Origin of the sequence: Marinospirillum insulare DSM 21763, assembly GCF_000686905.1 — a bacterium.
Taxonomy (GTDB): Bacteria; Pseudomonadota; Gammaproteobacteria; order Pseudomonadales; family Halomonadaceae; genus Marinospirillum; species Marinospirillum insulare.
The window spans coordinates 32,987-45,448 of sequence record NZ_JMLW01000005.1 but is presented as its reverse complement, the minus strand read 5'-3'; the positions used below and the strand labels follow the sequence as shown (position 1 = coordinate 45,448).

At 42.9% G+C, this 12,462-nt stretch carries 15 protein-coding genes; 7 read left to right on the top strand and 8 right to left on the bottom strand.

Features of this window, described 5'->3' with window-relative positions; genetic code table 11:
- Window positions 1-143: 143 nt before the first annotated feature.
- The 5 genes from BP27_RS0102615 to BP27_RS0102595 all read left to right on the top strand — a co-directional run bounded on the left by BP27_RS0102615 (window position 144) and on the right by BP27_RS0102595 (window position 5,276).
- The gene (locus BP27_RS0102615) at window positions 144-1,577 is read left to right on the top strand and encodes a coniferyl aldehyde dehydrogenase (protein ID WP_027850222.1); all 1,434 of its coding nucleotides are present in this window, start codon (window positions 144-146) and stop codon (window positions 1,575-1,577) included.
- Between the two features lie 43 nt (window positions 1,578-1,620).
- A complete protein-coding gene (locus BP27_RS0102610; protein ID WP_027850221.1) occupies window positions 1,621-2,166 on the top strand; it encodes a hypothetical protein in 546 nt (181 codons plus the stop codon).
- 67 nt (window positions 2,167-2,233) lie between these two features.
- Window positions 2,234-3,826 carry a GMC family oxidoreductase gene (locus tag BP27_RS0102605; RefSeq protein WP_027850220.1) on the top strand — a complete coding sequence of 531 codons (1,593 nt, stop codon included), beginning with the start codon at window positions 2,234-2,236 and terminating at the stop codon, window positions 3,824-3,826.
- A gap of 148 nt (window positions 3,827-3,974) precedes the next feature.
- A complete protein-coding gene (locus BP27_RS17480) occupies window positions 3,975-4,361 on the top strand; it encodes a pilin (RefSeq protein ID WP_027850219.1) in 387 nt (128 codons plus the stop codon).
- Window positions 4,362-4,544: 183 nt separating this feature from the next.
- Window positions 4,545-5,276, top strand: coding sequence for a DUF5610 domain-containing protein (locus BP27_RS0102595; RefSeq protein WP_027850218.1), 732 nt, complete (start codon window positions 4,545-4,547; stop codon window positions 5,274-5,276).
- Window positions 5,277-5,419: 143 nt separating this feature from the next.
- On the opposite strand, the gene BP27_RS0102590 is transcribed toward BP27_RS0102595, so the two are convergent.
- The 8 genes from BP27_RS0102590 to BP27_RS0102555 form a co-directional block, all read right to left on the bottom strand.
- A complete protein-coding gene (locus tag BP27_RS0102590; RefSeq protein WP_027849544.1) occupies window positions 5,420-6,499 on the bottom strand; it encodes a 3-deoxy-7-phosphoheptulonate synthase in 1,080 nt (359 codons plus the stop codon).
- A gap of 86 nt (window positions 6,500-6,585) precedes the next feature.
- Window positions 6,586-6,912, bottom strand: a complete 327-nt coding sequence (locus BP27_RS0102585) for a TusE/DsrC/DsvC family sulfur relay protein (RefSeq protein ID WP_211219792.1) — start codon at window positions 6,910-6,912, stop codon at window positions 6,586-6,588.
- On the bottom strand, window positions 6,896-7,174 hold the full coding sequence (gene tusB, locus BP27_RS0102580; RefSeq protein ID WP_027849546.1) for a sulfurtransferase complex subunit TusB: 279 nt from the start codon (window positions 7,172-7,174) through the stop codon (window positions 6,896-6,898). Before tusB ends, BP27_RS0102585 begins: the two co-directional genes overlap by 17 nt.
- A 28-nt stretch (window positions 7,175-7,202) precedes the next feature.
- A complete protein-coding gene (gene tusC / locus BP27_RS14950; RefSeq protein ID WP_027849547.1) occupies window positions 7,203-7,574 on the bottom strand; it encodes a sulfurtransferase complex subunit TusC in 372 nt (123 codons plus the stop codon).
- Window positions 7,571-7,972: a sulfurtransferase complex subunit TusD gene (gene tusD, locus BP27_RS0102570; RefSeq protein WP_051610182.1), complete on the bottom strand. Its 402-nt coding sequence runs from the start codon at window positions 7,970-7,972 to the stop codon at window positions 7,571-7,573. Before tusD ends, tusC begins: the two co-directional genes overlap by 4 nt.
- Window positions 7,973-7,997: 25 nt before the next feature.
- On the bottom strand, window positions 7,998-8,657 hold the full coding sequence (locus tag BP27_RS0102565; protein ID WP_027850216.1) for a Bax inhibitor-1/YccA family protein: 660 nt from the start codon (window positions 8,655-8,657) through the stop codon (window positions 7,998-8,000).
- 55 nt (window positions 8,658-8,712) lie between these two features.
- Window positions 8,713-9,750: a hypothetical protein gene (locus tag BP27_RS0102560; RefSeq protein ID WP_027850215.1), complete on the bottom strand. Its 1,038-nt coding sequence runs from the start codon at window positions 9,748-9,750 to the stop codon at window positions 8,713-8,715.
- 61 nt (window positions 9,751-9,811) lie between these two features.
- Entirely contained in the window at window positions 9,812-10,120 is a 309-nt protein-coding gene (locus BP27_RS0102555) for a YkgJ family cysteine cluster protein (protein ID WP_051610179.1), read from the bottom strand.
- Window positions 10,121-10,194: 74 nt separating this feature from the next.
- Here BP27_RS0102555 and trhP point away from each other — a divergent pair, with 74 nt between their 5' ends.
- Window positions 10,195-11,574, top strand: a complete 1,380-nt coding sequence (gene trhP / locus BP27_RS0102550) for a prephenate-dependent tRNA uridine(34) hydroxylase TrhP (RefSeq protein ID WP_027850213.1) — start codon at window positions 10,195-10,197, stop codon at window positions 11,572-11,574.
- A 43-nt stretch (window positions 11,575-11,617) separates the two neighbouring features.
- Window positions 11,618-12,451, top strand: coding sequence for a TatD family hydrolase (locus BP27_RS0102545; protein WP_027850212.1), 834 nt, complete (start codon window positions 11,618-11,620; stop codon window positions 12,449-12,451).
- The last annotated feature ends 11 nt before the right edge of the window (window positions 12,452-12,462 follow it).

Sequence of the window (12,462 nt, the reverse complement as noted above, 5' to 3'; positions counted from 1 at the left end):
AGCCATGAGTATGCTGTAGCCCTATTATGACTTCAAGCTTTACCAAAAGTAACTTTAGTAGAGTAAAAGGTAAATTAAAACACCTGTTTGACTGGAGCAGCAAGATAGGCTAATACTGTTTTATTCAGTCAGTGGAGTGAGTTATGCCCGAGTCTACTTCTATTAGTGAGTTAGCCAAGCTGCTAAGCCTTCAACAGCAAGCGTTTACTCAACAACCCTTGCCCTCAGCAGTTGAGCGTCGCGTTAATTTACAAAAGTTACGTAGCCTTTTATTAGAAGAAAAGTCTGCTATTGCAGCGGCTATAAGTGCTGATTTTAGTCATCGTAGTGTTGATGAAACCTATTTAGCTGAAGTTTTACCTAGCTTAGAGGCAATTGATTTTGCTTGCAAACACTTAAAGCGTTGGATGAAGCCTTCTCGTCGTTCAGTTAGCTTAGCTTTTCAGCCTGCTGCTGCCAAAGTGGTTTACCAGCCTTTAGGTGTGGTAGGTGTGTTAGTGCCTTGGAATTACCCCTTGTTTTTAAGTATCGGGCCTTTGGTTGGTGCTTTAGCGGCGGGTAATCGAGTAATGATTAAAATGAGCGAGCACACGCCCAGAACTGCTCAACTACTTAAAGCACTGCTAGCCAAGGTATTTGCTGAAGACTTGGTTGCGCTAGTGCAAGGCGAAACAGACGTCGCCATAGCATTTTCACAGTTACCTTTTGATCATCTACTGTTTACTGGCTCTACTCAGGTGGGGCGGCAAGTCATGCAGGCGGCGGCAGAAAACCTAACGCCAGTAACACTAGAATTAGGTGGCAAGTCGCCCACGATTATTAGTGAAGAAGCACCCCTTGAAGAAACCGCCCAACGTATTGCTTTTGGTAAAACAGTCAATGCTGGGCAAACCTGTGTTGCACCCGATTACCTGCTAGTGCATGAAAGCCGCCTAGAGGAGTTGGTTCAGGCTATAAGCCAAGCGGTCAAAAAGTTTTATCCCAGCCTAGCAGGGAACTCAGATTACACAGCCATTATTAATCAACGCCAATTAGAGCGCTTGGAAAGCTATATTGCCGATGCCAAAAACTTAGGGGCTGAGGTTATACAACTACCAGGGTCAAGGGTTGCTGAGTCAGAGATGGGTGAAAAAGATCAACGCCGTTTACCCTTAACTCTGCTATTAAACGTGACCGATGAGATGCAGGTAATGCAGGAAGAAATTTTTGGGCCTATTTTACCGATTATTACTTACAAAACTTTTGACGAAGCCTTGGATTATATTCGTCAAAGACCTAAACCCTTAGCTGTGTATTACTTTGGGTATAACCCGGTTGAACAGCAGCAAGTGTTACAAACCCTTCACGCCGGCGGAGTTTGTTTAAACGATACCCTGCTACAAGTGGCGCAAGAAGACCTGCCTTTTGGTGGTGTGGGTGCTTCGGGTATGGGGCATTACCACGGCTATGAAGGGTTTTTAACTTTCAGTCATGCTAAAGCAGTGTTCAGTAAACCACGCTTTAATGCAGCTAAATTTATTTATCCGCCCTATGGCAGTTGGTTACAAAAGCTGATCCTTAGGTTCTTTTTGCGTTAGATAAGAAAAAAACAAAATAAAAACAAAAATAAAGGAAGCCATCATGCCTAAAATGACTTATCAATTAACCCGCCGAGGTTTCTTGAAACTAGGTTTAGCAAGTGGTGCAGCTTTAAGTTTTATGACTGTAACGTTAGGTGTAACGAGCCTAGTGAATAATCAAACAGCCTCAGGCTTTAGTTATTTGCGTAGTCAAGATATTGCTATGTTAAATGCCCTGTTACCCGTGATCTATACAGCTACTGTTACCAATAATTCAGCAGAACAGACAACGCAAATCAGCGCCTCACTAATAGCAATAGATTATAACCTAGCCCATCTTTCACCGAGTATGCGCAAGCTAACCTTGCAGTTATTCGACCTAATAACTAATCCCGTAACGCGTGGGCCACTAACAGGTATTTGGGGTGCTTGGTCCACTGCATCGCCTGAAACTATTCAACACTTTCTTAACCGTTGGGAAGCTAGTCGCTGGACGCTTCTAAACCAAGGACAAGCAGCTATTTTACAACTCGCAAGGCTGGCTTATTACAGTCAGCCACAGTCTTGGCAGCTATGTGGCTACCCTGGTCCACCCAATTTAGGTTAAGAAGCGTGGGGATTAGGGGGCGTGAGGGTTAAGAGGCATGGGGTTTAATAAGCAGAGGGTTAATAGCATGGCAATTAAAGATGTGTTTTTAGAAGGCGTTAAAGCCGGTTGGAAAGTACACAATGCCTCCTTGTTTACTAAAGACCAACGGCTTGAAGCGGATGTGGTTATTGTTGGTAGTGGTGCTGGCGGTGCAACCAGTGCAGAAATTCTAGCGGCCGCAGGTTTAAAAGTATTAGTTATTGAAGAAGGCCCGTTACGCACCAGTAGTGATTTTAAAATGCAGGAAGCAACCGCCTATGCTGAACTTTATCAAGAAGGCATGGCAAGAATGAGCAAAGACGGTGGCATAAGCATTATGCAAGGCCGTGCTGTGGGCGGTTCAACCCTTATTAATTGGACCTCCAGCTTTCGTACCCCAGCTGAAACTTTAAAACATTGGGCTGATCAACATGAGGTGAGTGGTTTAAGCGAAGAAACCTTAAAGCCTTGGTTTGAGCGTATAGAAAAGCGTTTAGGTATAGAGCCTTGGCCTATTGCGGCTAATGCCAATAACGAGGTAATTAAAAAAGCTTGCCAAGCTTTAGGTTATGACTGGGCTGTCATACCCCGTAATGTGCGTGACTGCCTAAGTTTGGGTTTCTGCGGTATGGGTTGCCCAGCCAATGCTAAGCAATCTATGTTAGTAACTTGTTTACCAGCCAGTTTACAAAAGGGCAGTCAACTCATTTATTTAGCCAGAGCAGAGCGACTGACCTTTAAGCAAGGCAAGGTAGCAGAGTTAGAATGTTTAGCCCTAGATGCTAGGGGTGTTGAAACAACAGGTAAACGTATAACCCTTAAAGCCAAGCACTATATTTTGGCTGGTGGCGCTATTAACACGCCCGCTATTTTGCTGCGTTCTCAAGCGCCTGATCCTTATAAGCTGTGTGGAAAACGAACATTTTTACACCCTGTTAATTTTTCTGCTGCTCAGTTTGCTGAACAGGTCAATCCTTTCTATGGTGCGCCGCAATCCATTTATAGTGATCACTTTCAGTGGCAAGCTGGTGCGGCTGGCGCTATGGGTTACAAGCTAGAAGTACCCCCTTTACACCCAGCTTTTGCAGCAACAATTTTAGGCGGAAAGGGTGAACAAAATGCTCAGCGAATGGCAAAACTACCCAATACTCACATGATGCTAGCGCTAATGCGTGATGGTTTTCACCCAGCAAGTGCCAGTGGCAAGGTAGAGCTGCGTAGCGATGGCAGCCCAGTGTTGGATTACCAAATGACCGACTTTACTTGGCAGGCTATGCGTCGTGCTTACTTGAGTATGGCAGAAATACAATTTGCAGCAGGCGCAGAGAAAGTTTTTCCAGTGCATAATCAAGCTGATTATATGACTAGTTTAGCTGAAACACGGCGTGTTATTGATGGTTTAGACCTAGCCATTCATCGAGCACGTTTAGGGAGTGCGCATGTCATGGGTGGCTGCGCTATGAGTAATAACCCTAAACTAGGTGTCACTAACAGCAGGGGTGTACATCATCAAATAGAAAACCTGTCTATCCACGATGGTTCTTTATTTCCAACCAGTGTGGGTGCGAATCCGCAACTGTCTATTTATGCTCTAGCCGCACTATTTGCAGACCAGTTAGCGAGTGGTTTTGAAGCTTGAATGCTTGTTGATATTTTTTGTGCTTTGGCGCTAAATTACAGTTGCATAAAGTTACATTATCTTTCATACTTAGCGCAGAGTAGGCAGTAGCAGCAAAAGGGTTGCTGTTAGTCTACTCACAGATTTTTTATTCTTAGGAGAGACAACAATGAAAGCAACACAACAAGGTTTTACGCTAATTGAATTACTCGTGGTTATTGCCATTATTGGTATTTTATCGGCCGTGGCAGTGCCTCAGTATCAGAAGTATGTGACCAAAGCAGAAGTAACGGCAGATTATGCTAGTTTGCGTGCTTTACAAACAGCAGTAGATGCCGCTGTTTTCACTAAACCAAGTATAGATAATGATGGATTAAAGAAAGAGGTTGGCGAGGATCTTCTTACCGAGTCAGATATTACTCTAACTGGCGCTGGTGGTTCGGAAATAAAGTTAACCAAAAATGAAGTAGAACTTACTCGTTCAGATATAGGTGTTTGGTCTTGTGATAATACTAGTGGAACTGATATTAAGGGCTGTAAAACTACTAGTCCTTAGCAAAGCCTTGCTTTAAATATTTACAAAAAGCTCCTTCGGGGGCTTTTTTATTTCCATTTTTTTGCCTTTTTACCAAAAAGACTTCCTTTCTTTAGACTAATGGTTAAAGTTTAACCACCACCAGCCGATAACTACCTCAAGCAGATTGACTTTACTTAAAAATATCTAACAAGAGGTTAGCTTATGGCTAGTGCAAATATTACCTTATCAAACGCTTCACCTAGCTCGTCTCAGTTAGGTAAAGCTCAGGCTTCAACAAAAAAATCCAACGCGCCTTTTGCCGCAAGTTTACAAACCACAGCTACAGATAAAAATCCTGCTGGCGTTAAAACTAAGCTAACAACGGAAGAAAAAGCTGAGTTTGCTAAACAAGCAGAAGCGACAACGCTAGAAAATAAAAGAACCCTGCTACAAACCATGTTTGCCCAAGGTAAAGAAGGCGATAGCAAAGCTATGCGTATTTTTTACCAAGAAGCCGCCAGTGCCATTGAAGGCGTGCTTCAAAAAGAATTTGGCGACGAAGACTTTAGCCTACAAAAGCTGATAGATAAAACATCAGGCATTGAAGGCCAAGAAGATTATTGGTCGTCAGAAAATACTGCTGAGCGCATTATGATTGGTGCAACCAGTTATTTTGAAACCTTTAAAAAGCAAAATCCACGCCTTAGTGATGAAGAAGCAGTTGAAAAATATATGAACTTAATCACCCCAGCACTTGAAAAAGGTATGGGCGAAGCAGTTAATATTTTACAAGGCTTTGGTGCTTTTGAAGGTCACGTAAAAGATACCGTGCAAGAAACTCAAAGACTGGTATTTGAAAAGCTAGAAGCCTTCCGCGATAGAATACTTGGCAAAACTGAACAAGACGATAAACCGCTATTTGATGATGCTAACCCTACCGAAGAAAGTCAGTAGTTTTTTATAGGTGTTGGTAGTTAAAAAAGGGTCGGGGACGACGCACAGCCCTCAAGTGTAAGAGAAATCCTACCTTGGGGGCTTTTTACTCGCTCAAGGTCGGGCTTCAGCCCGACTTGTTGGCCTAAAGACCAAACTACAAATTACCGAGTAAGTCGCTCTTTTAACACTGGGCGTAGTTTGTCAGCCATCTCAGTTAGCGCTTTTTCAGTGGTTTCCCAATCAATACAGGCATCGGTTACTGAAACACCGTATTTAAGTTGGCTTTTATCGGCTGGAATGGACTGATTTCCAAAGCCAATATTCGATTCAACCATTAAGCCTAGAATGGATTGGTTACCATCTAAAATTTGGTTGGCAACATTATCTAACACTAGCGGCTGCAGGTTGGCATCTTTATTAGAGTTAGCATGGCTGCAATCAATCATAATATTTTTATCTAAACCAGCTTTGGCTAGTTCATTTTCGCACAGCTTTACACTCACTGAATCATAGTTAGGTTTGCCATTACCGCCACGTAAAACAGCATGACCATATTTGTTGCCCTTGGTGCGGATAATTGCTACCTGACCTTGAGTATTGATACCTAAAAAATTATGCGGATGTGCCATAGATTTTAAAGCATTAATAGCAACCTCTAAGCCACCATCGGTACCGTTTTTAAAGCCAACAGGGCAAGATAAACCACTGGACATTTCACGGTGGGTTTGTGATTCAGTAGTACGTGCACCTATCGCACTCCAAGCAATGCAGTCTTGCATATACTGTGGCGAAATAGGGTCTAAGGCTTCAGTTGCTAAGGGCAAGCCTAACTCAGATAAATCGACCAAAAGCTGACGACCTATATGCAAGCCTTCTTCAATTTGAAAGCTATCATCCATGTGCGGGTCGTTAATTAAACCTTTCCAGCCAACGGTAGTACGTGGTTTTTCAAAATAAACACGCATTACTAAATAAAGGGTGTCACCTACCTTGGCAGCTAGGTCTTTTAAACGGCTAGCATAGTCTTTGGCTGCGTCTACATCATGAATAGAGCAAGGCCCGATAACAACAAATAGGCGCGGATCTTCACGATCTAAAATCTTTTGAATAACCTGACGACCTTCATAGACTGTTTTTTCAGCTGCACCCGTTAAAGGAATTTTTTCTTTTAAACGATCAGGTGTAATTAAAACTTCTTGCGAAGCGACGTTAAGGTTGTGTACGCGCTTGTTATCAGACATGGGTTATTTTCCTATTTTCCTTAAAATGAGTAATGCTTTTTAACATTGTATTTTATTGCACTGCATCTAAGCAATTGACTAGCCACTTATAAGCAATTATCTGGCTTAGGTAAGCCAGCATACCTAGCTAGGGCTTTGGCAGGGCTTTGACCAAAAAGCTGCATTAAATAAATACTGCTGGTTTTTTCGGCTGCTAAATGTTGGCGCAAATACTTAGTTAAAGGTCGCATGGCCGGTGATAATTGATAGGTTTGGTAAAAATCACGCAACAATAAAATAATTTCTAAATGTTCAGGTGTTAGCTTTATTTTATCTTGAGCAGCAAGGTATTCAGCCACTTGTGGTGACCAGTCTTGTAAATTTACTAAAAAACCTTCTGGATCTAACTCAGGTAAATTACCAGCTACAGACACGATCAGCCTCCAAACTTGCTGCTACCCATTCAGCATCAGAAAGCGGTTGAATAGCTGGTGAGCAGTTATTTAATAAACCTCGGGCTTGTAAATCACTGCTGAGTGCAAAAACACTGACCCCTTGAGGGAGCTGTTGTAGAAAATCTGCTTGAACAGCTAAAGCAACAGCAGCTTCAATTAAAACTAGGCTGTCTGTTTTAGCTAAAAGTTTTAAGCAGTTAGCTAGTTTATGTTGGGCGTTTAGTTGGTGAAGGCTAGCCATGGGGTAGGTGGTTCAACGAGTTAAGGAATTAAAAAGTTAAAACATTACGACTTGTTGCTAGTAGTTTTTGTAGCTGAAGCGGATTACAACTTTCTGTTGGTAGTAATAAATCAGCAGTGGTAAGGCTGTAATCTAGCAGTGCCTGTTCATCTACAAAGAGTTGGTTTATATCATAAAGCCCTAGGGCTTGAAGCATTGCTTGAGTACCTTTTAAAGCTAAAATATCAGGCTGCTGATTGGGGTGTAGTTGTAAAACCCCCGCTCCTAAAAAAATTAAGCCGGTTTGTTGCTCAAAGGTGCTATTAACCAAGCTTAAGTCTAAACCTTCTTTAGCTAAACTAGCGGTGAGGGGTGGTTGGGTAAAAACCACTAGCAGATCAAAAGAGTTACTGGCTTTCATGAGTTAAATGTCACTGTTCTGTCAGCATTTGCCATACCATCAACCAGCTGACCTAAGCCAGTTAGTACAAAACCTTCTGCTAAATTATGCTGCTCTAAGCCATAACGTGCCGCTTCTTTGGCGTCAATAATGCCGCGTTTAAGTGCCGCTGCAACACATACCGCAAGTTCTACCTGGTGTTCTGCTGCTAATTTTTGCCATTCTTTGGTGAGGTTTATTTCATCTTGGGGTGGACAGCTTAAACCATTAGCTAGAGTAACGCCTTCTTGATAAAAGAATACCCGCTGAATTTTATGCCCAGTTGCCAAAGCAGCTTTGGCAAAACGCAAAGCAGAAAGGGGCGCCAAACTTGCGTAAGGTGCCCCACAGATATTTAATACTAAGGTTTTATCTGTCACTAAACCTGATGTCCTAGCGTTTCTCTTAATCGTTACTCATACCTAATAAAGAGAGCAAGCTTAAGAATAAGTTATAAATTGAAACAAACAAGGTAACGGTTGCGCGAATGTAGTTGGTTTCACCGCCATTCACTATCTGCCCAGTTTGGAACAAAATTAAAGCAGAAGAGAAAATTACAAAACCAGCACTAATAGCTAGGTGTAGACCAGTTAAACCAAGAAATAAGTTAGCGATTATACCGGCAAAAAGTACCAGACCACCGACCATTAAGAACTTACCCATAAAGTCGAAGTCTTTTTTGGTGATTAGCGCAAAAGCCGATAAACCAAAGAAAACAAAAGCAGTCATGGAAAGTGCAGAAACAACCACATCACCCATGCCAGCACCTAAGTACATGCCTAGGATAGGACCCAGCGATAAACCCATAAAGCCGGTAAAGGCAAAGGCACTTAAAAGACCCCAAGCCGAGTCAGCTAGTTTATGGGTTAAAAACATTAGGCCGTATACACCCACAAAAAATACAATAATATTTAACTGTAGGCCGGTTACTAAAGAATAGAAGGCAGTAAGCGCACTAAAAGCTAAAGTCATGCCTAATAGCATGTAGGTGTTGCGTAGCACTTTTTGTGCTGAAGCGCTAAGGGCGCGTGAACCCGTTTGGGTGGTTGAAGCGTCGTAACGCATGGTGTTACTCCTACAAAGTTTAGGTTGAATACTTATTATATGACCAGCGCCTAGCTTAAGCGTTCCGCCTTAAAATGGCAAAGCCCTGTTTATAGCCTAAACCACCATTGCCTTGTACACCCCCTAGGTGTTTGTCGCTAGTAGCTAAAGCTTGGGTCATTTCAATTAAGGCGCGTAAAGCGGGTAAATTCCAAGGTGCTCGATTAAGGTTCATACCGCCCTTTAAGGTGAGCGAATGTTTTTGAAGCCAGGCTGGTAAGCTTTGCCAGCTATTTACAAAACCGCCATGCAGCAATAAAGCTAAGGGAACAACTGGGTAGCAGGTGTAGGCTTCTAAGAGTGCTTTACCTTGATTAAACTCTTCAGCAAAATTGAGTTCTGCTTCAAGGTTGGCGTAATAAAGGGCTTTTTCTAAGTGCCAGTAGGTGGCTAACTCATCGAGGTAATCAATACCGTCGCCCTGTGCATAACCTATGCCCACACCTGCCACTTCTATTAAAGGCTCAGATAAATCTAGCTTAGTTAGTAGGTCGTCTCGGGTTAATAGCAGACCGCCTGAATAGTCGGTATAAGGGTTGGCGCAGTCTACACCTCTAAATAATTCTGTTTGTGACTGGAACCAACTTGCATCGGGCGTTTTGTTAGGGGCGCTCTGGCTGAGGTTTTCAAACACCAAGTCTCTTAGGTGACGAAACTGATCAAAAGTCATGCCTTCTTCATGGCAAAATTGTTTGGCTAAATCTGTGTAAGCTTCAGTAATTGGGTAGTCTTTGCCATAAATTTCCATTAAGGCCAGGCGTTCGTTACGCGGGTAGCCTGTTTTAACAGCATCAGTGCCTTCAATTAAAACCGCTTCAAATGCACCTTCGCGTAATTGAGTTTGCGCATAGGCTAAAGCTTCTAAAGGGCCGCAACCCGTCCGAAAATGGTTTTCTTCTAGAGGTGAATCCCAAGCAACACTGAGCGGATCAATCACCAAGCGTTCAAGCTTAATGCCTGCTTCAGAAACCTGTTTTACAGCTGCTTGTAGGGCTTCCAAACTACCAATTCCGTCTTGACAGCCACCCGAGGCAATAATAAAGGCTTGGTGCATAATGAAGTCTCCTAGTTATTCTTTTAGTTGCGTTGATTGTAGATAAGCTAAGACTAAGTTGCTAGCTGGCTGTATTTTTCTCTAACCAATTTAGCGTCTCTAAGGCTTCTGTGCGACTGCTACCACACACCTCAGTATCAAAACTAAAGTCGCTACACACTTTAGGACGATCTGCTTGACCAAACAGCTCACAAAGCAGCTCTTCATTTAAGTGAATGCACACTTTACCCGCAGGCTTACCTTGTGGCATAGCCTTAGTGGTTGAGCTTATAGAAGGGGCTATACAGCAAGCAGCACAAGCTACACGGCATGCGTGACGGGTACTTGGTGAGAGATTCAAGTTACTATCGAGGTTTTTCAAAGGGATCATCTATTCAATTACTTTCTGGCTGTGTTAAAATTCATTGATTAATCCTAGTTTAATGGTCAGGTATATCCAATCTAATGAAATCTCCCGAACTCCTTTCCCCTGCGGGAACTTTCCGCAACATGCAGTATGCCATTGCTTATGGTGCCGATGCAGTTTATGCAGGTCAGCCACGTTATAGTTTGCGTGTGCGTAATAATGATTTTAACTTACAAGGCTTAGCAGATGGCATTGAATATGCCCACCAGCGCAATAAATTATTTTTTGTAGCTAGCAATATCGCACCACACAATAGCAAAGTTCGTAGCTACCTAAAGGATATGGAGCCCGTTATTGAAATGCAGCCAGATGCTTTAATCATGTCTGACCCTGGCTTAATTATGATGGTGCGTGAAAAGTGGCCAGACCAAGTGATTCACCTTTCTGTTCAAGCCAATGTAGTGAACTATGCAGCGGTGCGTTTTTGGGAAAAGTTAGGCGTTCAGCGGATTATTTTATCGCGTGAACTTTCTTTAGATGAAATTGCTGAAATTCGCCAAGAATGCCCCACCATTGAATTAGAAACCTTTGTACACGGTGCTTTGTGCATTGCTTATTCTGGGCGTTGCTTGCTTTCTGGTTATTTTAACCACCGTGACCCTAACCAAGGCTCTTGTACTAATGCTTGCCGCTGGAACTACAAAACCCATGACGTTGCCACCGATGATACGGGTGATTTAATTCCCCTAGCTCAAGCCAGTGATCAGGGCATTTGGACACCAGGCCAAAAAGAAGCTAACAGCAAAACAGCCGGTGGTGAAGAAGGCCAAGAAGTCTTATCGGCTTTAATTGAAGAAGCCAAACGTCCTGGCGAGTTTATGCCCATTTTTGAAGATGAGCATGGCACTTATATAATGAACTCGCGTGATTTACGCGCTGTACAGCACGTTTCACGTTTGGCTGAAATGGGTGTGGATTCTCTTAAAATTGAAGGCCGTACTAAAAGCCATTATTACGTAGCGCGTACTGCACAGGTTTATCGCCGTGCGATTGATGATGCAGTAGCAGGTAAGCCCTTTGACATGGATTTAATGGACGCGCTAGAAAACCTAGCCAACCGCGGTTACACCGAAGGTTTTTACCGTCGCCACGTACACGATGAATACCAAAACTACGAAACGGGTAATTCTGTGGGCGTGCATCAGCAGTTTGTGGGCGAGGTATTAGAAGCTAAAGATAATGGCTGGATAGATATAGAAGTAAAAAACAAGTTTGAAGTGGGTGACACGCTGGAATTAATGACCCCAGCTGGCAACCGTCGCTTTAAATTAGATGCCTTAGAAAACAGCAAAAATGGTAAAGCCATGAGCGTTGCGCCTGGTACTGGCCACTTTGTACGCTGCCAGCTACCCGGTGAAATGTTGGAAGGCGATAACCTCAAATATGCCATGGTGATGCGCGACCTTAGCCACGGATAACACGGATGAACGATTTTTTTAGGTCATCTATAAGGTAAGTAAAATGCTCTACGATGCCCACTGCCACTTAGATTTTCCAGTATTTGATACTGACCGAGAAGAAGTGTTGCAGCGGGCAAAGTTGGCGGGTGTTAACAAAATAGTTCTCGCTGGTATTAGTGCAGCTACCTGGCCAAGACTATTAGCCCTGCTAGAAAAATTCCCAACGGCTGCAAACTTTTCTAAAAGCCTTTCTAAAAACCCTCCTAAACATCTTCCTCAGCTATACGCCTGCTTAGGTTTGCATCCACTGTTTATCGACCAGCATCAGCCAGAAGATTTAGTTCAACTAAAAAAATTGTTGCTGGCTAATCCTCAAGTTATTGCTTTAGGTGAAATAGGCATTGATTTACACAGCCCTGAATTACAAGCCCAAGAAGCCAAACAATGGCAGTTTTTTGATGCTCAGCTAAAACTAGCTAAAGAGTTAGAACTGCCAGTGGTCATTCATGTTCGCCAAGCTATGGATCAGGTAATTCAACGTCTTAGACAAGTGCAGTTACCACAAGCGGGCTTACTACATGCTTTTTCGGGTAGCCAGCAGCAAGCGGAACAATTATTTGATTTAGGTTATAAGCTAGGTTTAGGCGGTGGTTTAACCTATCCAAGAGCTAATAAGTTACGTAAGGTCGCCAAAAACCTGCCCTTAAATGCTTTTTTATTAGAAACCGACAGCCCTGATATGCCACTAAAAGGTTATCAGGGTCAGCGTAATGAGCCAGCTAGAGTTAAGCAGGTACTAAAAGTTTTGGCAGATTTACGTGCCACTAGAACAGAAGCAATACTGCCCTCGCTTCACGCTAATCTGCTCGATGTTTTTCCTAAACTAAAAGAGTGAAAAGCATAAGC

Coding starts and splice junctions, on each gene's coding strand:
- BP27_RS0102605 (WP_027850220.1), top strand. CDS start 2,234: ATGGCAATTAAAGATGTGTTTTTAGAAGGCGTTAAAGCCGGTTGGAAA.
- BP27_RS0102610 (WP_027850221.1), top strand. CDS start 1,621: ATGCCTAAAATGACTTATCAATTAACCCGCCGAGGTTTCTTGAAACTA.
- BP27_RS0102565 (WP_027850216.1), bottom strand. CDS start 8,657: ATGCGTTACGACGCTTCAACCACCCAAACGGGTTCACGCGCCCTTAGC.
- BP27_RS0102595 (WP_027850218.1), top strand. CDS start 4,545: ATGGCTAGTGCAAATATTACCTTATCAAACGCTTCACCTAGCTCGTCT.
- trhP (WP_027850213.1), top strand. CDS start 10,195: ATGAAATCTCCCGAACTCCTTTCCCCTGCGGGAACTTTCCGCAACATG.
- BP27_RS0102560 (WP_027850215.1), bottom strand. CDS start 9,750: ATGCACCAAGCCTTTATTATTGCCTCGGGTGGCTGTCAAGACGGAATT.
- BP27_RS0102545 (WP_027850212.1), top strand. CDS start 11,618: ATGCTCTACGATGCCCACTGCCACTTAGATTTTCCAGTATTTGATACT.
- tusB (WP_027849546.1), bottom strand. CDS start 7,174: ATGGCTAGCCTTCACCAACTAAACGCCCAACATAAACTAGCTAACTGC.
- BP27_RS0102555 (WP_051610179.1), bottom strand. CDS start 10,120: ATGATCCCTTTGAAAAACCTCGATAGTAACTTGAATCTCTCACCAAGT.
- tusC (WP_027849547.1), bottom strand. CDS start 7,574: ATGAAAGCCAGTAACTCTTTTGATCTGCTAGTGGTTTTTACCCAACCA.
- BP27_RS0102590 (WP_027849544.1), bottom strand. CDS start 6,499: ATGTCTGATAACAAGCGCGTACACAACCTTAACGTCGCTTCGCAAGAA.
- BP27_RS17480 (WP_027850219.1), top strand. CDS start 3,975: ATGAAAGCAACACAACAAGGTTTTACGCTAATTGAATTACTCGTGGTT.
- BP27_RS0102615 (WP_027850222.1), top strand. CDS start 144: ATGCCCGAGTCTACTTCTATTAGTGAGTTAGCCAAGCTGCTAAGCCTT.